Origin of the sequence: Streptomyces sp. NBC_00158, from assembly GCF_045160885.1 — a bacterium.
GTDB lineage: Bacteria > Actinomycetota > Actinomycetes > Streptomycetales > Streptomycetaceae > Streptomyces.
Window position 1 is genome coordinate 1,611,565 of record NZ_CP108161.1, and the last position, 21,566, is coordinate 1,633,130.

The 21,566-nt window shown below is 70.0% G+C and carries 22 protein-coding genes and 1 pseudogene; 11 read left to right on the top strand and 12 right to left on the bottom strand.

The features are described 5' to 3' along the window. Positions 1-313: 313 nt before the first annotated feature. Complete coding sequence (locus tag OG553_RS07135; protein ID WP_405978182.1) at positions 314-856, bottom strand: EF-hand domain-containing protein; 543 nt, start codon at positions 854-856, stop codon at positions 314-316. 190 nt (positions 857-1,046) lie between these two features. Between OG553_RS07135 and OG553_RS07140 the strand changes: the two genes are divergently transcribed. The 3 genes from OG553_RS07140 to OG553_RS07150 all read left to right on the top strand — a co-directional run bounded on the left by OG553_RS07140 (position 1,047) and on the right by OG553_RS07150 (position 2,806). Further along, entirely contained in the window at positions 1,047-1,721 is a 675-nt protein-coding gene (locus tag OG553_RS07140; protein ID WP_405978183.1) for a hypothetical protein, read from the top strand. A gap of 482 nt (positions 1,722-2,203) precedes the next feature. After that, positions 2,204-2,386 (top strand): hypothetical protein, encoded by a 183-nt coding sequence (locus tag OG553_RS07145; RefSeq protein ID WP_405978184.1) that lies wholly within the window; start codon positions 2,204-2,206, stop codon positions 2,384-2,386. A 96-nt stretch (positions 2,387-2,482) separates the two neighbouring features. Then, entirely contained in the window at positions 2,483-2,806 is a 324-nt protein-coding gene (locus OG553_RS07150; protein WP_405978185.1) for a hypothetical protein, read from the top strand. 228 nt (positions 2,807-3,034) lie between these two features. On the opposite strand, the gene OG553_RS07155 is transcribed toward OG553_RS07150, so the two are convergent. From OG553_RS07155 to OG553_RS07170, 4 genes are all read right to left on the bottom strand, one after another. Continuing rightward, a complete protein-coding gene (locus OG553_RS07155) occupies positions 3,035-4,438 on the bottom strand; it encodes a cytochrome P450 (protein ID WP_405978186.1) in 1,404 nt (467 codons plus the stop codon). 166 nt (positions 4,439-4,604) lie between these two features. Continuing rightward, positions 4,605-5,693 carry a hypothetical protein gene (locus tag OG553_RS07160; protein ID WP_405978187.1) on the bottom strand — a complete coding sequence of 363 codons (1,089 nt, stop codon included), beginning with the start codon at positions 5,691-5,693 and terminating at the stop codon, positions 4,605-4,607. A gap of 117 nt (positions 5,694-5,810) precedes the next feature. Beyond that, positions 5,811-7,013: a polyprenyl synthetase family protein gene (locus OG553_RS07165; RefSeq protein WP_405978188.1), complete on the bottom strand. Its 1,203-nt coding sequence runs from the start codon at positions 7,011-7,013 to the stop codon at positions 5,811-5,813. A gap of 829 nt (positions 7,014-7,842) precedes the next feature. Then, complete coding sequence (locus OG553_RS07170; RefSeq protein ID WP_405978189.1) at positions 7,843-8,904, bottom strand: oxygenase MpaB family protein; 1,062 nt, start codon at positions 8,902-8,904, stop codon at positions 7,843-7,845. A gap of 671 nt (positions 8,905-9,575) precedes the next feature. Here OG553_RS07170 and OG553_RS07175 point away from each other — a divergent pair. The 4 genes from OG553_RS07175 to OG553_RS07190 all read left to right on the top strand — a co-directional run bounded on the left by OG553_RS07175 (position 9,576) and on the right by OG553_RS07190 (position 11,391). Continuing rightward, the gene (locus OG553_RS07175) at positions 9,576-10,088 is read left to right on the top strand and encodes a hypothetical protein (protein ID WP_405978190.1); all 513 of its coding nucleotides are present in this window, start codon (positions 9,576-9,578) and stop codon (positions 10,086-10,088) included. A gap of 110 nt (positions 10,089-10,198) precedes the next feature. Then, complete coding sequence (locus OG553_RS07180) at positions 10,199-10,891, top strand: class F sortase (RefSeq protein WP_405978191.1); 693 nt, start codon at positions 10,199-10,201, stop codon at positions 10,889-10,891. 130 nt (positions 10,892-11,021) lie between these two features. Next, positions 11,022-11,210: a hypothetical protein gene (locus tag OG553_RS07185; RefSeq protein ID WP_405978192.1), complete on the top strand. Its 189-nt coding sequence runs from the start codon at positions 11,022-11,024 to the stop codon at positions 11,208-11,210. A 4-nt stretch (positions 11,211-11,214) separates the two neighbouring features. Further along, complete coding sequence (locus OG553_RS07190) at positions 11,215-11,391, top strand: hypothetical protein (protein WP_405978193.1); 177 nt, start codon at positions 11,215-11,217, stop codon at positions 11,389-11,391. Positions 11,392-11,793: 402 nt separating this feature from the next. Here the strand turns inward: OG553_RS07190 and OG553_RS07195 are convergent, their stop codons facing one another. Both OG553_RS07195 and OG553_RS07200 read right to left on the bottom strand, forming a co-directional pair. Beyond that, positions 11,794-12,465 carry a response regulator gene (locus OG553_RS07195; protein ID WP_405982981.1) on the bottom strand — a complete coding sequence of 224 codons (672 nt, stop codon included), beginning with the start codon at positions 12,463-12,465 and terminating at the stop codon, positions 11,794-11,796. Beyond that, a complete protein-coding gene (locus OG553_RS07200) occupies positions 12,465-13,667 on the bottom strand; it encodes a sensor histidine kinase (protein WP_405978194.1) in 1,203 nt (400 codons plus the stop codon). The genes OG553_RS07195 and OG553_RS07200 overlap by 1 nt, the downstream gene beginning before the upstream one ends. Before the next feature lie 210 nt (positions 13,668-13,877). Between OG553_RS07200 and OG553_RS07205 the strand changes: the two genes are divergently transcribed. After that, a complete protein-coding gene (locus OG553_RS07205) occupies positions 13,878-14,126 on the top strand; it encodes a hypothetical protein (protein ID WP_405978195.1) in 249 nt (82 codons plus the stop codon). Positions 14,127-14,529: 403 nt separating this feature from the next. On the opposite strand, the gene OG553_RS07210 is transcribed toward OG553_RS07205, so the two are convergent. Continuing rightward, complete coding sequence (locus tag OG553_RS07210) at positions 14,530-14,904, bottom strand: hypothetical protein (RefSeq protein ID WP_405978196.1); 375 nt, start codon at positions 14,902-14,904, stop codon at positions 14,530-14,532. Positions 14,905-14,949: 45 nt separating this feature from the next. Between OG553_RS07210 and OG553_RS07215 the strand changes: the two genes are divergently transcribed. Continuing rightward, positions 14,950-15,096: a hypothetical protein gene (locus tag OG553_RS07215; protein WP_405978197.1), complete on the top strand. Its 147-nt coding sequence runs from the start codon at positions 14,950-14,952 to the stop codon at positions 15,094-15,096. Between the two features lie 12 nt (positions 15,097-15,108). Here OG553_RS07215 and merB read toward each other — a convergent pair. The 3 genes and pseudogenes from merB to OG553_RS07230 form a co-directional block, all read right to left on the bottom strand. Next, positions 15,109-15,282 (bottom strand): annotated as a pseudogene (gene merB, locus OG553_RS07220) (organomercurial lyase); the annotation flags it as partial. Positions 15,283-15,666: 384 nt separating this feature from the next. After that, positions 15,667-16,998, bottom strand: a complete 1,332-nt coding sequence (locus tag OG553_RS07225; protein ID WP_405978198.1) for a class I SAM-dependent RNA methyltransferase — start codon at positions 16,996-16,998, stop codon at positions 15,667-15,669. Positions 16,999-17,100: 102 nt separating this feature from the next. After that, positions 17,101-19,155, bottom strand: coding sequence for an APC family permease (locus OG553_RS07230; protein ID WP_405978199.1), 2,055 nt, complete (start codon positions 19,153-19,155; stop codon positions 17,101-17,103). Between the two features lie 210 nt (positions 19,156-19,365). Here OG553_RS07230 and OG553_RS07235 point away from each other — a divergent pair, with 210 nt between their 5' ends. Together OG553_RS07235 and OG553_RS07240 are read left to right on the top strand one after the other, a co-directional pair. Beyond that, entirely contained in the window at positions 19,366-20,034 is a 669-nt protein-coding gene (locus OG553_RS07235; RefSeq protein ID WP_405978200.1) for a potassium channel family protein, read from the top strand. Further along, positions 20,031-20,696, top strand: a complete 666-nt coding sequence (locus OG553_RS07240; RefSeq protein ID WP_405978201.1) for a potassium channel family protein — start codon at positions 20,031-20,033, stop codon at positions 20,694-20,696. The genes OG553_RS07235 and OG553_RS07240 overlap by 4 nt, the downstream gene beginning before the upstream one ends. Positions 20,697-20,783: 87 nt before the next feature. Here OG553_RS07240 and OG553_RS07245 read toward each other — a convergent pair whose 3' ends face one another. Continuing rightward, positions 20,784-21,563: a DUF3159 domain-containing protein gene (locus tag OG553_RS07245; protein WP_405978202.1), complete on the bottom strand. Its 780-nt coding sequence runs from the start codon at positions 21,561-21,563 to the stop codon at positions 20,784-20,786. Between the last annotated feature and the right edge of the window lie 3 nt (positions 21,564-21,566).

Below are 21,566 nucleotides of genomic sequence, written 5' to 3' on the forward strand. Positions count from 1 at the left end.
GACGGCCTGGCCCGGTCGACACGAGGCCGACTGGACCGGAGCACGGCCTCGGGGGCGACGCTCGGAGGCTAGCAACGGATGATCTTCGGTGTTCGGCATTCAGGGGAATTGCTGACTCCGCGAGGACCAGAATCCCCGTTCCGCGGATGCCCGGCGGGGATTCCTCGAAGGCGCGGTCACGGCGGCGGACCCGGACTTCGGCCGACGGGCGAAACGCGGCCGCTACCGGCTCTCAGCCCTCGGCCGGCGGTGGCCACGAGCCGACGGGAAAGGATCCGGCACGGCCGTCTCGCGCGGTACCGGACGAGACGCGTCAGGCGGGCACGGCGAAGGCCCGTTGGGGTTCGCTGGTGGTGTAGTAGGCGGTGACGGCGGCGAGGATTTCCTCCTCGGTGATGTGCCCGGTGGGGTCGGTGCGGTGTTCGGCGGCGACGCGCCGCGCCTGGTCCGGTTCCGCGCCGAGCGCGACCAGCATGCGATGCACCGCGCTCACGGTGATGCGGCGGTCGCCGTCGCGGTCGGCGGCCGTGAACACCGCCTGGTGCCAGGGCAGGGCGATCCGCGTGAACGCTTCCGGGTCCTGGTGCAGGCCTGCCAGGGCGGCGCTGACGAATTCCCCGCGGGTGATGCGGCCGTCGAGGTCTCGGTCCGCGAGGGCGGCCATGCCTTCCCAGTACCGGTCGGCCGCCTCCTGTAGGGCGGCGGCCTGGTCCGTTCCGTCGACGACGTCGAAGGCCCGCGCGACCCGCTCCGCCATGAGCCGGAAGTCCCGGCGGGTAATGCGGCCGTCGCCGTCCTGGTCGAAGGTGTGGAAGCGGGCCGCCATCTTGGCGGCGTAGTCGTCGAGCTCATTCACGGGGAAACCTCGTCGGTCGTCACGGCTGGGAGAGAGTCGAGACTAGGCGGGCGAAGAAGGCCGTGAGGGAGCCGTGCATGTGCCCCCGTGCGCCGCTGCCGCGCCCCGCCGCGCTCCCGAGCACTGTTCGAGGATGAGGCCTGCCTGCCCGCCTCGTGCGGCCTGACGCTCCCGTCGCAGACCTGAAGGGATGACCGTGATCACCCTGACCGAGACGCTCGCCGTCCGCACCGTGTCCGGATTCCTGGACCCGAAAGAGATCTCCGATCTCACCGCGCTCCTTGACGATCATCTCGCGGCCACGGGCTGGCGGCCTGCCTATGTGGGCGAGGAACTCGAAGACCTGCCTGCCCGCGTGCACGAGGTACTCGACAGCGCGGTCGCCCGGCATCTGCCGGAGATCCGTCAGGTGTTCCCGTCGGCGCGGGGCGCGTCGCCGTGGCAGTTCATCGAGTTCGGGCCCGGCGAGGGCGCGGTCCGTCACCTCGATGGCATCGGGCCCGATCCGCTGGCCCATCCGCGCCACGTCGCCCGGATCGGCGTGACCATCGAGGACGCCACCGCCGGAGGCGAGTTCTTCATCGAGAGCGGCCCCGGCGACGGTGTCTGGGACACACGGCTCGATGCCGGACCCCACGTCGGCTACGAGCCCGGCATGCGGTTCACCCGCATCGCGCCCCACGACAAGATCTCCCGAGGCGAGCAGGACACGTCCTGGATCCACACCGTCACCGGCAGCCCCAGGGTCCTGCCCGCCGAAACCGGCACCGCCACCGTCTACGGGGCCCAACTCATCCACGGCATCAACCCCGTCCACCGTGGCCGCTGCCGCAAGTTCATCACGGGCCTCATCGCCGGCCGGTGACTGATCCCCGCATCGCCCCTGCAGAACGCTGACCTGCGGCCGGCGCTCCAAGCGGGGGCGGCGCAAGCGGCGAAGCGGCCTCCGCCGCGGGGACTGCTGCGAGCAACGGGGCCATGACGGCCAGGGATGCGAATAGGCGCCGGATCTTCATGGGCACAGCGTTGAAGGCGACAGGGCCTGCCGCAGCCTGATTGCCCCTCATTCACCCGCGCGGATGGCGGCGGCCTGCCGTGCGGACGCCGGATCGCGGTGGGTACTCCGCGCCCGATCGGGTGAGGTCAGGCTGGCTTTCCGGCCACATCATTCCTGCGGCTCAGGCTCGGCCTGGGCCTCAGCCCCAGCTTTCCCTTACGGCCGCGCGGCAGACACGCGATCTCCACAACCCCTTTCAGCCAGAGAGTGGATCTTTGATCACTCTCGGTTGTGGAAGGGTGCCTCGCAGTATTCCGCTCCCACAGTCTCCCCTATGAAGGAAGTGTCGTATGTCCGATGCGCAACTCCCGGGCTCCCACGACGAAGCCGACGGCCTGATGGCTGGGGCCGATGCAACCGAGGCGGATGCGGACCAGGATGGCCTGGGCCTCGTCATCGACGCACCTGAGGGCTTCGACAAGCCGGCCGCAGCCGCCGGCCGCTCCACCCTCATGGACCAGGGCCAGAGCTAGTCACCCCCGGACTCATTCTTGGAATCCGGCATACCGACCTTCGCGCTTTGCGTACGAACGCAAGGCCCAAGACAACCCACTACTGGAGAGATCACCATGTCTGGATTCGACGGCAGCAACGACCTCACGGGAAACCGGCCGTACAACGAGCAGGAGTCGCGGGAGGTGAAGGAGGCCGAACGGGACGAGAACCGTACCTGGCACGTCACGGTGACGGGCGGAGACAAGGACGTTCTCGACACCCTGATCTCCGAGCGGAACCCCGAGTACTCGGGGGAGGAACGTGCGGACCTGCTGGACCGCCAGGACAACTCGTTCACCGTCGCCTACGAAGACAGGCACGCGGCCAAGCGAGCCGCCGACCTCTTCCAGACCGCCGGCGCCTCCGTCGACGTCCAGGCCAAGGACAACGTCTTCTAACCCCTGAGAACAGGCGCACGAGGGCCGGCGACTCGTGCGCATTCCGACGTCGGCCTCGTCCCTGGCTGTCCACCACGGGGGACGAGGCCGAGCACGGTCGACGGGACCGAGGACGCCCCGGCTTAATGGACTGGGTGCGGTCCGGCGCGACGTCCCCCGGGTGGTGCCGGGATGTGGTCGGGCGTGGTGAGTGCTCACTCGACGGCCGGAGCCTGCGGTGCGGGCCGTCTATCGGTTGCGGGGTTCGGCGGTCATGGGGAGCCGGTTGGGATGAACGTCGCCGCGGGCGACCTCGCGGACGCGGACCCCGGGGGCGGGGCGCAGGCGCCAGCGGCGGCAGATGACCGCGACGGTGAGGGCCATCTCGGTGAAGGCGAGGGAGTCGCCGATGCACTTGTGGGCTCCGGCCGAGAAGGGGATGTAGGCGCCCTTGGGGATGGAGCGTGCACGGTCGGGGAGCCAGCGGTCGGGGTCGAAGCGTTCGGGGTCGGGGAACCAGCGGGGGTCGCGGTGTAGGGCGTAGGCGCTGTAGAGGATCTCTGTGCCGGCGGGCAGGGTGGCCTCGCCGAGTCGGACGGGGTCGAGGGTGCGGCGCATGACGATCCACAAGGCGTGCAGGCGCAGGGTTTCGGTGATGACGCGGCCGGTGTACTTCAGCGCGGGTACGTCGGCGTGGGTGGGCGGGCGGTCGCCGAGGACGGTGTCGATCTCCTGATGGACGCGCGCTTCGATGTCGGAGTGCCGGCCGAGTTCGTGGAAGATCCAGGCCAGGCTGGCGCCGGTGGTTTCGACTCCGGCGAGGCCGAATCCGATGAGCTGGTCGCGGATCTGCCGGTCGGTCAGCGGGTGCCCGTCGGTGTCCCGGGCGGCCAGCAGCACGGACAGCACGTCGCCGTGATCTTCGCCGTTGGCGCGGTAGGAGTGGACTGCGTCGTCGATGGCCGTGCTCATGGAGTGCACGGCGCGATCGAAGCGACGGTTTCCGGGGAGGGGGAGCCGCGTCCACCACTCGGGCATGAGGGTGCGGACGATGAGCCCGCCGGCCAGGACGGGCAGCGAGCTGCGGATCTGGGCGGCAGCGGGCGCGCCGGCCTCGGCTTGGAAGAGGGTCTTGGCGAGCATGGTCAGGGACAGCTCGTTCATGACCCGGTCGACCGCGATCCTCTGCCCCGGCTTCCAGGAGTCGCTCGTGTCCTGTGCTGCCCGCAGGATCGCCGGGGTGGCGGCTGCGATCCGCTCCCGGTGGAAGGCGGGCTGCAGGATGCGGCGTTGGCGGCGGTGCTCGGCGCCGGAGGCAGCCAGGAGGCCGTCGCCGAGGAACGGGCCCGCCTTGTCGAAGATGCGGCCCCGCGCGTAGTTGCGGGCGTCGTCCACCAGGACCTGCTGCACGAGGTCGGGGTGGGTGAGGGCGTAGACGGGCAACGGGCCGAGCCGGATCCGGACGATGTCGCCATGGGCGGCCAGCGAGGTGACGAATCGCAGGGGCCGGCGGATCAGGGACGGCACGTGCCCGGCCAGCGGCCAGGCTCCTGGCGCCGACTGCGGACGGGCGGGGGCGAAGCCGCCGTCCGTCGACGGGTTCTCACCTGGGGGCCGGTGATCCAGTGCTGTCTCTTCGGGGGTGCCGGGCATGCGCGGAGGTCCTCTTCGGTGGCGGAGGTGACGAGCGGGGGCGCGAGGGCACCGGGTCCCCGGCAGGCCGGGGACCCGGTCGATGGCCCGGGGCTGTTGCCGGGTCCGGCCGGGGCGTGCCGGGGACAAGGGCGAACTGCCGGGAGGGCTCGCGCGGGTTTAGGGGTCAGGCGCCGTTGCGGCCGAGGCTGCGGACCTGGTCGTCGGGGAGCAGGTCGGCGAGGTAGGCCGGGTTGGCGCCGGGCGTACCGCGGTCGATGTCGTCGAGGGCGGTGGTGTAGCGCAGGTGCCGGTTGTGGACGATCTCGGTCCATTTCATGCAGCCGCCGAGGGCGAGGAGGACTCCGTCGAACCAGCGTTGGACGGAGTCGCGCTCGGCGGTGTCGAGGCTGAAGATGTCCATCATCTCCGGGAGCTGTCGCTGGGCGCGGAAGATGTTCTCGTTGAGGCCGCTCGACATGGTGTGGGCTTGGTCGACGGCCTCTTGGAGGGTGCACCGTTTTTCGTTCTGCAGGATGTAGACGAGGTTGTTGACCGAGTGCTGGTTGCTTTCCTTGACGAGGGAGACCACGTCGTTCTGCCAGTTGATGATGTTGGCGGCGTCGAAGAGGAAGTCGTTCACCCACACCGATTCGCGGAACCGGTAGGGCAGCGCCACGTCCTCGGCGAGCTCGACCACGTCGTACACGGGGACGACGCAGCCGCTGTGCACGCGCATGTGGATGTACTCGCGCAGGCTCGGGTGGCGGCGGGCGAAGCGGTTCTCGGTCTCCCAGATGTAGGCCAGCATGAACTGGCTGATGCCGCGCCCCAAGCGCCGCATGCTGTCCTGGCCCAGGCGCTTGCCGAACGCGCCGACCACGTCGGCGAGCCCCTGATAGGGGGCGGGCGCGCTCGCGGGGGCCGGAGCACCGTAGAGGATGGGGATGATCCCGGTGGCGATGGTTTTGGCCTTGGCGACATCGAGGCCGGTGTGACCGTCGTCGAACTGATCGTCGAAGATCCAGAACCAGCCCATCATGTTCGTCAGGAGAATCAGGTCCTCCAGCGACGCGGTGGGATAGAACCAGGCGTTGCCCTCGACGTTGCGCGCCTTGAGGTAGTGCTCCATCGCCTTGCCCGTCGGCGCCAGACCAAAGCGGTCCATCCACTCCAAGTGCGCGGCCTCCACCTGTCGGACGGCCGGGTTCTGCCGGTGGGGAAAGGGAATGTGCCAGGTGGGCCACACCAGGCCGTTCAGTGAAGATCCATCCATGATCGGCTCCCAAAGCTCGACGGTACGGGGCATGCGTGCGGGTGAGGCCAAGGTCCGGGCCGGTGAGCCACGGTGCATTCGGCCCCGCTGGGCAGGGCAATGGAGGTGGGCTGGTGTTCAGCGATCCCGGCTGGTGATCATCCGGGTGAGCGCGCTCAGGCCGTCGTGGGCCGGCCCTGTCAGGGCTGCTGCCTCCAGGCTGGACAGCGCGTCGGCGATGCGAAGATGGGCCTCGCGCTCCGCCCAGGCACGCCCGCCGGCCGCTTCCACGAGTTCGGCAGCCTTCACGAGATCCACTTCGGAGAGTTCTCCGGGCGACCGGTACAGGAGCTCCAGCTCTTCGCTCGCCGGGTGAGGGGAGGAGAGGGCTGCGATCACGGGCAGGGACTTCTTGCGCGCTCGCAGATCGGACCGGGCGGGCTTCCCGGTGACCTGGGGGTCGCCCCAGATGCCCAGGATGTCGTCGGTCAGCTGGAACGCCGCTCCCACCTCGTATCCGAACCGCCGCAGATGGGCGACCTGCGTGGGCCCGGCTCCTGCGGCGAGAGCCCCGAGGACGCAGGACAGCGCGATCAGCGCACCCGTCTTCGCGGCCGCCGTGGCCAAACCATCCACGAGAGGCACCTGATCGCGCTCCTCGGCCAAGGTGTCGGCGAACTCGCCTTCGACGAGCTGCTGGACCGCGTCATCGAGCAGCGCCGGGCCCGCCGAACCCAAAGGAGCCGCCGCTTCGAACAGGACACGTCCGGCCAGGGAGAGCAAGGCGTCGCCGGTCAGGATCGCGGCTGGAAGGCCGAACACCGACCAGGCGGTGCGGCGGTGACGGCGCAGCGCGTCTCCGTCGATGACGTCATCGTGGAGCAACGACATGCTGTGGACGAGCTCCACCGCGATCGCTGCCGGCAGTGCCTGCTCCTGCCGTCCGCCGGCGCCCTCGCAGGCGAGGAGAACCAGCGCCGGACGCAGGAACTTCCCCGCGGGCTCTGAGACAGGCGCACCTTGAGGATCCACCCAGCCGAGGTGATATCCGGCGACCGCCCGCGCCGACGCGGGCAGACGCCCGACGGCCTTGCGGACTTCCGGCTCCACCACGGCCCGGACTTCGGCCAGGAAGAGTAGCGGGTCCGTGGCTTCGTGGGCGGGCGAGGATATCGGGATCACCGGGCCCCCTCCCGGGCCTTGAAGCCACTGCGAACGCAAGCAGCGCGCGACCGGTGCGAGCGGTCCATCGACACCCTCCATCGAGCTCTTCACCAGAAGGCGGACCGGCCCCATGCCGTTCCGCGCGAGGTACTGCGGCCTTGCGATGCGCGTGCTCACCGTGCCAGCTGGTTCCGCAATCGCCCCGACCCAACGTGGTCACGGAATGATCATGTGGGTTGGACCGAGGTGCTGCCCTCCCCGGGCCTGAACCTAGGCGGTCTTTGGCTAGAAGCGCCTTCTTGGAACCGGCAATCCGGTTGTACAGGAGCCCCCGTTCCACACCTGAGAGCCGCGGCCGCCACCAGGTGAAGGTCGAGCTGCCGTCTCGGGCAAGGGAACCGGGGTTCCTCGGTGGCGCGGCGCGCACGGCCGCTGGGCACCCGGCCTTCGGGGCGAAAGGGGCCGCCGACCGGCACGGGCCGCACGCGCTACGGACGCGGTGTCTGGGGTTGCGCAGGCGTCCAGGGCGGGGGCGGGACGGGCGCAACCAGGCGTCCGGCCCCCGGCCGAGGGGTGCCCGGGTCCTAGAGGTGATGGATCTCCCGGGCCCGTGTTGTGGATGCCGCAGGGGACGCGGTGTGTACCTGCAACACCGACGTAACGACCTCCTCGCCCACCGGGTTACGGCGTACCCGATCGAGGTGGATTCGCGGTGAACGAAGACACTGAGACAGCCATGCTGACTCCCTGACCAGCCCTCGGACCGCTACCACCGGCCGGCGCCGCCTCACCGGCAGAGACCCGGCCGGGACGACCGGCCGGGTCCGTCATCCGCCGCTCGCGGGGAGCCGCCACGCAGTCAGGCAGGCGCAGTCGTGGGCCGCCGATGCGTGGCGCCCGCCGACAGCATTCGCCCACACCCCACCCGCTGGAGTGGACACCAACTCCGCCCGAAGCTCGGCGTGGTGATGGCGACCTCGCAGCCGGACGGAGCGGATCCTGCCCGCTACCGGTGTCCGTACAGGTGCAGGGGCATGGTCAGGTCGATCTCCTTGCCGTCGTTCATCGCGCGCTGCACCATCTGGACCGCCACGCGCGTCATCGTCGCCGACGGTGTCGGCAGCCCGCCCGCCTGGGTGCCGGTGAAGAAGCCGTGCACGGCGGACGGCACCACCGCATCCCACGAGGAGCGGGCCAGGCCGAAGGCGTCGGCGTCCACGTCACCGATCATGTACCGCACCAGAGCGGTAGCCGGCGGCACCGTCATCTCCTTCGGGCCGACCAGCGAGGAGAAGTACTCGATCGTCGCCCGCACGTACTTCGCGGACTGCGGCGTCACCCGCGCGTGCAGTGCGTCCCCCACTACCGCACGCTTGCGCGCCGCGGCCAGAGTCGAGGGCATGCCGACTTCGGAGACCCCCATCAGGGACGCGCCGACGCGGCACTCGTGGTAGTAGTGCTCCGCCTCCTCCTCGCTGGGGTGGACGCCCAGCTTGGGCAGGTGGTCGATCAGGCGACTGGTGAAGAGGCTTCCCTCGGCGAGCAGATCCAACTGGTTGATCGGCAGGCCCCACTTGCCGGTGTCCCAGTGCCCCTCGGTGTGCAGCAGGTAGCGCACGGCGGAGTGCGCCATCCGTACCCGTGCCGGCGTGACGAAGCCTGCCCCCTGGGGTCCGTAGGGGGTCTTGTGCAGGATGTCGCCCACGGCGCGCAGCGCCTTGGCGAAGCCCTGCTTGTTGTCGTGCGGGCCCTCGATCCCGATGATGGCCGCGGCTGCGGCGGGGAAGCGCATCCGCTCCGGCGTCACGTACAGCACTGCGGCGAACGAGATCTGTTGCGCGTGCGCCATGCCGAAACGGTGACCGGCGGCCAGTGCCTGCGGGTCGACCCAGGACGGCAGTTGACGGGTCGTCTCCAGGAAGTCGCGCAGCTTGGCGGGCAGCCCCTCGGGGATGGCCTGGCCGTTGGTCCCCCACCCCTTGAGGGCTTCGTTGACAGCCGCACCCCGCCCCCGCTCGAAGGCGTCGGTCACGGCCTCGTCGCACTGCGGGTCCGCGACCTGCTTCAAGCCTTCCAGGAAGGCCCTCTCTTCAGAAACGGCATCGGCTGCGAGGGGCCGCGAGGGCGCGGGACCCGATACGGCCCGGGCCGGGGATGCCGCGGTTCCGCTGCCGAGGAGGGTGGTGGCGCCAACTACTGCTGTCGCACCCAGCATATGACGTCGCGTCATGGGATTACTCATGCGGCGATCTTGGTCGATCGGCGGCGCAGGCATCGCATGGGATTCCACAAGTCCCCCCGATTGGGCGAAGATGCAGAGCCACTTCAACGGGTCCGCCGGCAGCCGCGCTCGCCGAGCTGGGCGTCCAGTGGCCCGTGCTCTGATCCAGCGGTGCGGGCTCTCGAGTCGTGCGCACCCTGCCGCCCGCGCCGAACAGGCTGGGGCGCCAGGGCGGCACAGGCAGGGTGTGTGCCACCGGTCTGACCGCCACCAGGTGATCCAGACGTGAGGAGCCGTCATCCGTTCAGCCGAACTCTGCAACCTCATGATCGAACCGCCTGATATGCAATCTGACCTGCGAGTTTGCCGATTCCGAAGTCCTGGCGTGTACGCGACACGCCGAAGGGGTGGCCCTGTTCCGAGATGCGCCGGATGGGGGCCGGTCGTGTGCTGATCCCGGGACGCGGTTCCTGCCTTACACGGGGGTGGCTCCGTGGCCGCGTCCAGGGGAGAAGACCATGCGTACGTCCTCGATACTCACCGGTGGTGCCCTCGTCCTCGCGGCAGGCTTCGGCCTCGCCGGCCCGGCTGCCGCAGCCTCCAACCCGGTCGTGATCCAGCCCAACCCAGTCGCTCCGGGAGGCCAGTTCTCCGTTTTCGACGGGGGCAACTGCAAGGGCAAGGAAGGCCTGGCCACCTTCAAGACCGGTTCCACCGGCTCGGACATCCCGACCGTCAAGCTCGCCACCCTCAAGAACGAAGTCGGCGGCGTCGGCACCGTTCCCGCAAACACCAAGCCCGGCTCCTACGAGGTCTCCGTGGTCTGCGACGACGGCAAGGGCAACGTCGAAGGCCCCTTCACCGGCACCCTCACCGTCTCCGCGGCCCACCCCAAGGGAGCGGTGAAGACCGGCCTCGGCGGCACCCAGGGCTCCGGCACCAACCTCGCGATGGGGATCGGCGCCCTCGGTGCCGCAGCCGTGGGCGGTGTGTTGATGGTGCGTCGGCGGTCGGCCTCCGGCCAGGCCTGACCGACCTGCGGCCCAAGGCCGCACCACCACAGTGGTGTCGGATCCGGTGCCCCGAGCCCGGTTCCGGCGCCGCTGCCGGGCACCGATAACACACCGAGCAGGGGGCGTACATGCCGGACGGGCGTCGCCGGGGGAACCGGACGATCGGATCCGTGACCGTACTCACGGCAGCCGTGGGGATCTGGCTGATCACCACCGACGACGTTCCCCAGCCGCCGCCCCAGCCCTCCCAAACCCAAGGCTTCCTCGGCACCGAACGCCGCCTCCTCGGCGAACTGAGCGACGAGCGCCGCCAAGACCGCGGCCGCACAGCCGGTTCCCAGCCCGTAGCGATGGCCCCCGCCGAACCCGAACGAGTCCGCATACCCTCGCTCCGCATCGACGCCCCCCTCACGGCACTGGGCCTCGAAGCCGACGGCAGCCTCCAAGCGCCTCCGCCCGACGACAAGAACCTCGCCGGCTGGTACGCGGACGGCACACCCCCCGGCTCCGACGGCACGGCCGTCATCGCCGGCCACGTCGACAACAAACAGGGCCCCGCCGTCTTCTACCAACTCGGAGCCCTCAAGAAGGGCGAGCGCATCGAAGTGCTCCGCCGGGACGGAACCACAGCGGCCTTCACCGTCGACGCGATCGAGATCCACGACCGCAGAAACTTCCCCGACCAACAGGTCTACGGCGCGACAGGCCGTCCCGAACTGCGCCTCATCACCTGCGGCGGCACGTACACGAAGAAGGCCGGATACCCGGCCAACGTCGTCGTGTACGCCCACCTCACATCCCTGCGAACCGCCACGCCCTGAGCCACTGGAGGTCCCGTGGTGCGCCCTCGGACCGCGGGTGCCACCCATATCCTGAGACGCCACACAGACTTCACTGCTTTGCAGGCTGTCTGCGGTATTCCGGGCCCCAGCGGGCGGGGAGAAGGACCGAATGATCGACGGGGACTGCAGCGCCAAGGGCGTGCCGCCCCCAGCTGCGCTGCCTGGCCAGGCCGGATCGTTCGGCCGCTGGCCCGAGCAGGGCGAGATGGACGACGTGGACAGTAACGCTGATGCCGGCTTTCTGGAGCTGACTGTCTCCGCCGTGGTGCGGTCTCCCAGCGGCAGGAATGGGCGGTAAAGCTGTGGCGTCGGCCGAGCTGAGAACCCAGACCCTGCTGTGCCCGCACTGCGCAGCGGGACCGGCCGACGGGCAGGCCCGCACCATCGCTGCGGCCGGGGATCACCTCGCGGTGACGTGGCACCGCCTGTCCTGCCCGCACTACGCGGCCGACCGCGTCCTCGCAGGAGAAGAGGACTGAGGTCCGGCCCCTTGTACGACTGGCTCTTGTCTGGGGCACGACCGATCCGGCAGGCGTCGACCCGCTCGCGCGGGAGGCGATGCTGAACGTCTGTCCCGGGCGTAGCAGAGGCCGCGGAAGGCATGGAAGGCGCCGACAGTCCTTCGGAGGGTCTACAGAGCATTTAGGGGGTCGCACAGTTGGGCACCATCGGCTCGGCTGTTCCGGAGCCGTCGGCGATCGAGGTCTCCGGCAACCTGGGCGCACGGTAGCCGACCGAGTTGGAAGTCGGCCTGCTCTCGCCGGGGTCCGCATAGTCCTCAGACTGCGACCTCCCTACGCTCCTGCCCAGAGCTGGTTGCGTGAGGTAGGGAAACCGGGCGGCGTGGACACGAGCCCGCCGGCCCCGGCCGCCTTGCGCCGTCAGGTGAGTCCGGCTCGGTAGACGAGGAGGGCGATCTGGACGCGGTTGTTGAGACTCAGCTTGGTGAGAATGTGCGAGATGTGGGACTTCACGGTGGGGACGCTCATGTAGAGGTCCTCGGCGATCTGGGCGTTGGTCCTGCCTGTGCTGACTGCGAGGGCAACTTCCAGTTCCCGGTCGCCGAGCAGGCCGAGTTGTTCCCGCGTGGCGGTGGCCGGGGCGGGCCGCGGGTCCGGTGCGGCGACCGGGGCGGTGACGGTCCCGATCAACTGGCTGAGGGCCTCGGGAGACATGACGGGGTCGCCTGCCGCGGCCTGCCGTACCGCCTCGATGATGCGGGTGGGGCTGGTGTGCTTGAGGAGGAACCCGGCCGCACCGGCCTGCAGGGCGCGCAGGACGTAGTCGTCGGTGGTGAAGGTCGTCAGCATCACGATCTCGGGGGCACCGGGGCGGGCCCGCAGTCGGTGGGTGGCTTCCAGGCCGTCGACGCCCGGCATGCGGATGTCCATCAGGACCAGGTCGGGGCGGTGTTCGTCCACCAGCGCCTCGACCTCGCTGCCGTCGGCGGCTTCGGCGACGACGGCGATGTCGGGGGCGGAAGCGAGCATCATCCGCAGTCCGGCGCGGACCAGGGCGTCGTCGTCGACGAGCAGAACGCCGATGACTCCGATCACGCGGGCCACGGCAGCCGTGCCCAGACCCGGTGGGTCTGCCCCTCGCGGCCGTAGGCCAGTTCGCCCCCGACGAGGGCGGCACGTTCGCGGAGGCCTTCGAGGCCCGATCCGCTTCCCGGCAGTGAGGGCTGGCTGTGCCCGGTCGTCGGCATCGTGTTGGTGACCTCCAGGTCGAGCCCACGTCCGGGGGCACCGCGCAGGGTGATCCGCACGTCTTGACCGCGGGCGTGCTTGTGCGCGTTGGTGAGAGCTTCCTGCACGATCCGGTACGCCGTCCGTCCCGTGGTCGCGGGCACCGCGGCGCGGTGGGTGATGTCGTCGCCCACGTCGATGCGCATGCCGGCGGCCCTGGACTCGTCCATCAGGCGGGCGAGGTCGGCGAGGGTCGGCTGGGGCGGTTCCGGCCGGGCGCCCTCGGGCTGGAGCGGGGTGCGCAGGACACCGAGGACCTGCTGCAGGTCCTCCATGGCCTGGTGGGCGCTGGAGCGGATGACTCCGACGGCCTGCGCCACCTGCTCGGGCGGGGCGCCGGGATTCACCTCCAGGGCGCCGGCGTGGACGCTCAGCAGGGAGAGGCGGTGGGCGAGTACGTCGTGCATCTCCCGGGCCAGGGACTCCCGCTCCCGCTGGCGAGCCTGCTCCGCACGCAGCAGGGCCTGCGACCTGGCCTGCTCGCCGCGATCGTGCAGGGCGCGCAGGAACAGCCCCCAGCCCACGGCGCCGCCGACCAGCACGCCGCCGGTCACCGCCGTGGCCAGCGGAACGGCGGACAGAGACGGCTGCAGGGCCACGTAGAGGGGCAGGGGAAGCAGGGCCAGCGCGGTCATGGCGGCCGTGGTCCGGGCCGAGCGCACGGAGGCGACCGTGAACAGGGCGGCCAGCGCGGCAGGGATCAGTGTCGTGACCGTCGACAGGAGGACCAGAAGCACGGCGACGGCCACGGGGCGGCGCCTACGCCACAGGAGCAGCGCACTGCCGGCCAACGGCACCAGCCCGTAGTGCGCGAAGCCCGCGACAAGCACGGGCAGCCGGCCCTCCAGCGGAACCCCGGTGAACGCGAGCGATGAGAGCTGCGGGTACACCCGCAGGCCGCGCGTCTGCGCGAAACCCACCGTCACGCACAGGGCCGCGGCTCCGGCCACGACGAGCATGTCGATGCCCCGGCGCCGGCCGACGCCGTCCCTCTTTCCCCAATCCATAACGCTCAAGAGTACGGGCCGGGAAAACTTCCCAGCCCCGAGCGCCCCCCTATCGACCTGTCCCCGCACACTCGTATACCAAAGTATGTTCCGGGCCGAGGACTCATACTTTCGCCGCCCGCACATCACCGACTTTTCGCCGAAGGCAAGACCCCGTCACGGTTCCTAACGTCTTCCCTATCGAACTTCCCGCCTCGGAAAGAAGAACCCGTGACGAACCGCCCGACCCTCGCCGTCCGCCCCATGCTCGCCGCGATGGCGCTCATCGCCGGCGTACTCAGCGTTGCCGCAGGCCTGCCGCTGGGCACCCGCCTGACCGGCTTCCTCTCGCAGTTCCTCTTTGATGGCCTCTTCTACGGCCCCGTGCTGAGCCAGCTCATCGTCCTCGCGGCCGGCCTGGCCGCGTTCGCGATCGCCGTGCACCGCACGCTGCGCCCCCTGGCTGCCGACGGCCGATGATCCACGGCGCCGGCGCCCGGTGATACCGGGCGCCGGTGCCATTCAACCGCCCACCCTGTCCCCAACAGGGCTGGCCCGTGACTTACGGCCCCGCAGCGGTAGGACTTACGCCCCTTGTGCGCGTGGGGTGCCCACATAGATTTGACGTGGGAGATTGCGATCAATTCAGCAGAGGAGCTGCGGACCATGAGTGAGATCTGCTGGGAAGCGGGCCCCTATCGGATCCGCGTGTCTTTGCCGGAGTCGGACGCCCCGTGGGCGGCCGAAGGCACAAAGGGACTGATAGGAATCCGCCCCCGCTTTCAGGGGCGAGGGCCTGAGCCGCGTCCGGTCGTCGAATACGGCGGTATGGACCCTGCGGTACTCGGCGCGCTCGGCAAGGGGTTCTGAGCGCCGACCGACCTCACCGGCGCCAACCTTCGCCGGTGGGCAGCGCGATGAGGGTGACTCGCTGCCTGAGGGCGTCGTTTTCAACGGCGAGCCGGCGGATGACTTCCTCGTACAGGTACAGGGTCCTGCGCAGGCCGGCATTCTCCTGCCGCAGGCGCCTCAGGTTGTTCTGGCCGTTTTCGGTGTCCTGAAACGGGATTTCCGGCTGGCTGGCAGGCGTCACGCGGGGTTGGAAATAGCGGTGATCAGGCCTTGGGTGACGGTAGAAGGTGGCGTGGGTGACGTCGAGGCGCCGCTCGACCGCGGTGACCGTGGCCCGGCGCCCGGCGGCCGCCGCCTCGGCGAGCAAGGCGTCCATGGAGGTGCGGACGGTGTCCGTGGCGGGCATCGGGGGCTTCATGTGGGCTCCGGGGTGTGTCCGGTGAGGAAGCCGATGATGTCTTGGCGCTGCTGTACGGACACCCGTACATCGATCCGGCGCGGAACCCTGCTGCGCGGCGCGCCCGCACTGCGCCGCCTGGCCACGCGCATCGACGGCGAGACGGCCCGCAAGGTCTTCAAGGTCTCCGGCCTGCAATGACCGTCACATCGGTCAGTCGTCCCGCAGGACCGGGCCGAAGACCCCCTGCCCGATCTGGACGGCGCATGCCTGGCTGCCGATCTCCCCGCGTACCTCGGGGTGCGCCTGTTGCCACTGCTGGGCCAAGGACGGGCCAGCGAAGAGGTTCAGGATGTCGCAGCACACCGCGGCCGCTGGGCCCCGGCCATCGCGGCGCCCGACCCCACCGACCTCGACACCTGCTCCGAGGGCGAGATCTGCACCATCCTCACGCGGCCCCTGACCGACTCCGGATCACGTGAGCGCCCAGCGGGACGACGAGGCTGACTTCACCATCCGCTACAGAGCGTGTTCGTAGGGGCCAGCTCAGCCGGTGAGCGAATGAGGCCGACGCCAGACCGCGCGACACGCGGCGAAGCCGCCCCCAGGCCGGGCGCAAGCCCGGCCCATGAGGCACCCCACCGAGAGCTGACACTGCATCAGAAATTGCTCCGGACGAGCGTCAAATGAGCGTCACGAGCGTCAGATCAGCGTCAAGATATCGCCCGTAACGCCCACAACGCACATAATGCACATCGACAAACCTGCAGGTCAGGAGCTCTTAGCGACCGGTTCAAGGATCGCCACGCACTCCACGTGGTGGGTCATCGGGAAGAGGTCGAAGACGCGCAGCGTGCGGACGCGGTAGCCCGCGTCCTTGAAGTAGCCCAGGTCGCGGGCCAGGGCCGCCGGGTCGCAGGCGACGTACGCGATGCGGCGGGCCGAGAGGCTCGCGATGTGGCGGACCGTCTGCTTGCCGGCGCCCGCGCGGGGCGGGTCCAGGACGACCAGGTCGCACTCGGTGATGCCGGTGCGCGGGAGGGCGGTGTCGACCTTGCCCTGTTCGATGCGGACCCGGGGGAAGTCCGCCAGGTTGTGGCGGGCGTCCTCCACCGCGCGCTTGCCCGACTCGATGCCGAGGACGGCGCCGGTCTCGCCGAGGCGCTCCGCGAGGGCGCCCGCGAAGATGCCCACGCCGCAGTAGAGGTCGAGGGCCATCTCGCCCTTGCGCGGCATCAGGCCCTGCATGACGGCCTTGATCAGGGTGTCGGCGGCCTGCGGGTGGACCTGCCAGAAGCCGCCCATGCCGACGCGGTACGTACGGCCGTCGGCGCGCTCGCGGACGAAGGGGCGGCCGTGGACGCGGTGCACGCCGCCGTCCTTCTCCTCGACGCGCAGGACGGAGACCGGCTTGTCGAGCTCGACGAGCGGGAGGCGGCCGCCGGGGCGGGGGGTGAGGACGACCTGGCGGTCCTGGGAGCCGGTCGCGGCGATCGCCTCGACGGTGGCCATCTGCGGCCAGTCCTGCTTCTCGATGCCGAGCTCGCTGACGCCCGGGGCGGCGATCATGCAGTGGTCGACGGGCTCGATGTCGTGCGAGCGGTGCTTGCGCAGGCCCGCCCGGCCCGTCTCGTCGATCGCGTACTGCACGCGGGTGCGCCACTGCGGGACCTGCCCGGCGGGCAGCTTGTCGCCCTCGGCCGGCATGACGGTGCCGTCCCAGCCGGCCTCCTCCGGGGTCAGCCCGGCGAGCCGCTTCAGCTGCTCGGCGACGACCTCGCCCTTGAGCCGGCGCTGGGCGCCCGGCTTGGCGTGCTGCCAGTCGCAGCCGCCGCACTTGCCGGGGCCGGCGTACGGGCAGGGGGCCTCGACGCGGTCCTTGGAGGCGGTGAGGACGGTGATCGCGTCGGCGCGCAGGAAGCGGGAGTCCGACTCGCCCTCGGTGACCTTTGCGATGACCTTCTCGCCCGGCAGCGTGTGGCGGACGAACAGGACGCGGCCGTCCGACGTACGGGCGATGCAGTGGCCGCCGTGCGCGACGGGGCCGACCTCGACCTCGTACTCCTCCCCGACCAGTGACTGCTTCTCGTTCTGCTCGGTCATGGTGGGGAGGCTCCAAGGATCAAGGGGAGGAAGGGAAAAAGAACGGCCGGAGGACCGACCCACCAGTTTACGTGGGTCTCCTCCGGCCGTTCACCACCAGGACTACTTGCCCGCCGGGTCCTTCTGGCGGGGCCGCGGCGTGTCGACGGGGCCGCGGCGCACCGCGCCCGGGGCGTTCCACTCCTGGCGCTTCTTCGCCCGCCGCTTGGCGAGCTCCGAGGACTCCAGCTGGTAGGGCACCGAGGTGACCATCACGCCGGGCGTGAACAGCAGCCGGCCCTTGAGGCGCAGCGCGCTCTGGTTGTGCAGGAGGTGCTCGTACCAGCGTCCGACGACGTACTCGGGGATGTAGACGCTGACCGCGTCGCGCGGGTTCTCGCTGCGCAGCCCCTTCACGTACTCGACCACCGGCCGGGTGATCTCGCGGTAGGGCGAGTCGAGGATCTTCAGCGGGACGTTGATCCCGCGCCGTTCCCACTCGGCCCGCAGTGCCTTGGTCTCGGCCGGGTCGACGCTGATGCTGAGCGCCTCCAGCCTGTCCGAGCGGGTCAGCTTGGCGAAGGCCAGGGCGCGCAGGGTGGGCTTGTGGACCTTGGAGACCAGGACGATCGAGTGGACCCGGGAGGGGCGCACGCTGTCGTCGGTGGGGCCCTCGTCGGCGGCGATCTCGGCGGCGACGCGGTCGTAGTGCTTACGGATCGCGGTCATGGTGCCGTAGAAGATCAGCATGCCCAGCAGGGCGACCCAGGCGCCGTGCGTGAACTTGGTGGCGAGGACGACGACCAGCACCATGCCGGTGAAGAAGGCGCCGAAGGTGTTGATCGCCCGCGAGCGGATCATGCGGCGGCGGGCGGCCTGGTCGCGCTCGGCCTTCAGGTGGCGGTTCCAGTGCCGGACCATGCCGATCTGGCTCAGCGTGAAGGAGACGAACACGCCGACGATGTAGAGCTGGATGAGCTTCGTGGAGTCGGCGTCGTAGATCCACACCAGCAGTATGGCCGCGCCGGCGAGGAGCACGATGCCGTTGGAGAACGCGAGGCGGTCGCCGCGGGTGTGCAGCTGGCGCGGCAGGTAGCGGTCCTGGGCGAGGATCGAGCCGAGCAGCGGGAAGCCGTTGTAGGCGGTGTTCGCGGCCAGGAACAGGACGAGGGCGGTGGCGGTCGCCAGCACGATGAACAGGAAGCTGCCGTTGCCGAAGACGGCCTCGGCGACCTGGGAGATCACCGGGTGCTGGACGAACCCGTCGCCGACCGGTACGCCGTTCTCCAGCAGGTTGGTGGCGGGGGCTTCGGCCATCTTCACGTCGGTGGCCATGGCCAGGCCGATGATCCCGCAGAACATGGTGACGGCCAGGCCGCCCATGAGGGCGAGGGTGGTGGCCGCGTTCTTGCTCTTGGGCTTGCGGAAGGCCGGTACGCCGTTGCTGATCGCCTCGACGCCGGTCAGGGCGGCACAGCCGGAGGAGAACGCGCGCAGCAGCAGGAAGACCAGCGCGAAGCCGGCCAGTCCCTGGTGTTCCGCCTTGATCTCCAGGTTGGCGGTCGGGGCCTCCATCGTGTCGCCCATCACGAGGCCGCGCCAGGCACCCCAGGCGATCATCACGAACACGGCGCCGACGAACACGTACGTCGGGATGGCGAAGAGCTTCCCGGATTCCTTCACTCCGCGCAGATTCATCAGCGTGAGCAGCAGAATCATGACGATCGCGGAGAGCACCTTGTGCTCGATGACGAAATCGACGGCGGAGCCGAGATTCTCGACTCCGGAGGAAATGGAGACGGCGACCGTGAGGACGTAGTCGACGAGCAGGGCGCTCGCCACGGTGAGGCCGGCCTGGGGTCCGAGGTTGGTGTTGGCCACCTCGTAGTCGCCGCCGCCGCTGGGGTAGGCGTGGACGTTCTGCCGGTAGGAGGCGACCACGGTGAACATCAGCACGACGACCGCGACCGCGATCCAGGGGCTGAAGTGGTACGCCGACACACCCGCGATGGACAGGACCAGCAGTACCTCACCGGGGGCGTACGCCACCGAGGAGAGGGGGTCGGATGCGAACACAGGAAGGGCGATCCGCTTGGGGAGGAGCGTTTCCCCGAGGCGGTCGCTGCGCAGCGCCCGGCCGATCAGGATCCGTTTGGGCACGTCGGTCAGTTTGGACACGCAGAGGATCGTAAGCGTTCGAAATGTGGCTGACGAACCCCCTGCCCCCGATCCGCACCAATGCGCCTCCAATGAAGCACCCGCCGGACCCCAAATGGTCACACTGGTGACCGCCCGTGTGTAGCTTGGGCCATGGTCTGAGACCCTGATTAGCCAGAGCATGCAATGAGGCTGGAAACCAGCGAGCAGCTGTCAGCCGGAAGGACGGCCGTGCACATCGTCATTATGGGCTGCGGAAGGGTGGGCTCCGCCCTCGCGCAGACCTTGGAACAGCAGGGGCATACGGTCGCCGTGGTCGACCAGGACCCCACCGCATTCCGCCGGCTCGGGGCCTCGTTCGGCGGCCGCCGCGTCACCGGTGTCGGCTTCGACCAGGACACGCTGCGGGAGGCCGGGATCGAGGAGGCGGGCGCGTTCGCGGCCGTCAGCAGTGGTGACAATTCCAACATCATCGCAGCCCGCGTGGCCCGCGAGATGTTCGGCGTGGAGAACGTCGCCGCCCGCATCTACGACCCCAAGCGCGCCGAGGTCTACCAGCGCCTCGGCATCCCCACCGTCGCGACCGTGCGGTGGACCGCCGACCAGATGCTGCGCCGGCTGCTCCCCTCGGGCGCCGAGCCGCTGTGGCGTGACCCGAGCGGCGGCGTGCAGCTCGCGGAGGTGCACGCGTCCGCGGCCTGGATCGGCCACAAGGTCAGCAAACTGCAGGAGGAGACCGGCGTCCGTGTCGCGTTCCTCACCCGTCTGGGCGAGGCGACGCTGCCGACTTCGCAGACCGTCCTCCAGGAGGGCGACCTCGTCCACGTGATGATGCGCACGGACGAGATCGACAAGGTCGAGGCGGCCTTCGCCGAGGGCCCCGAGGAGGCACACGCATGAGGGTCGCGATCGCCGGAGCCGGGGCCGTGGGCCGCTCCATCGCGGGCGAGCTGCTGGAGAACGGCCACGAGGTGCTCCTCGTGGACAAGGCGCCGACCGCCATCTCGGTGGAGCGGGTGCCGCAGGCGGAGTGGCTGCTGGCCGACGCCTGCGAGATCACCTCGCTCGACGAGGCGGCGCTGCAGCGCTGCAACGTGGTCATCGCCGCGACCGGCGACGACAAGGTGAACCTGGTCGTCTCGCTGCTCGCGAAGACCGAGTACGGGGTCCCGCGCGTGGTGGCCCGCGTGAACAACCCGAAGAACGAGTGGCTCTTCAACGAGTCCTGGGGCGTCGACGTCGCGGTGTCCACGCCGCGCCTGATGTCGGCCCTGGTCGAGGAGGCCGTCAGCGTCGGCGACCTGGTGCGGCTGCTGCGCTTCAGCCACGGCGACGCCAACCTCGTGGAGCTGACCCTGCCGGCCGACTCCTCGGTCGCGGGCACCCAGATCAGCGAGATCGCCTGGCCGGAGGACACCTCCCTGGTCACGATCATCCGCGGCAACCGCGTGCTCACCCCGCACGGCGAGGAGACGCTGGAGCCGGGCGACGAGCTCCTCTTCGTGGCCGCCCAGGCCCGCGAGGAGCAGCTGGAGGAGCTCCTCCAGGCGCGGCACCCGTAGAACCGGCGTACGTACGAAGGGGCGGGGTGACCGGTGGTCACCCCGCCCCTTCGTACGTACGAACCGCGTTCCCGCGTTCCCGCGTCCTCAGGCCCGCTTGTGCCGGCCCGACTGGCCGGGCTGCGGCGCCTGCCCGGACTGCGCCGCCTTCTCGGCCTTCGCGGCCTCGTGCGCGGCCTCCTCGGCCTCGTACTCGGCGATCACGTCGATCGGCGGCGGCGCCTTCGCCAGGAAGACCCAGGTGAAGTACACGGCCAGCACCATCGGCGGGAGCTTGAGCGCGATCAGCACCCAGCCCAGCTGCGTCTCGTCACCCCACCAGTACAGCGGGAAGAGGATCGCGTACTTCGCCAGGAAGATCAGGCCCCAGGCCAGGCTGGCCTTGACGTACGCCTTCTTGCGCCCGGGGTTGCGGGTGCGCCAGGAGAGGTTCTCCTTGAACACCGGCCCCAGGATCACGCCCAGCAGCGGGAACCCCACCAGCGCCGAGAGCGTGAACGCCAGGCCGAGGCAGACCCCGTAGATCATGCCCGGCAGGTAGAAGCCCTTGGCGCTGCCCGTGAAGAGGGCGAAGGCCACGCCCACGCCGACGCCGAAGACGCCGCTGAAGGCGTGCTTGACGGTGTCCTTGCGCGCCAGGCGGACGACGACCAGCAGCACCGCGACGACGCCCGCCGCGATGGCGGACATCTTCACGTCCTTGTTGATCGTGTAGATCATCACGAAGAGCAGGCCGGGGAGCATCGTCTCCACGGTGCCCCGGACGCCGCCGAAGGCGTCGAAGAGCGCAGCCTGCGTGACCGCGCTCTGGTCGTCGGCGGGCGCGGCGCCCGGCTCCGGCGCGGTCGGTTTGTCGAGTGACGTCACCGG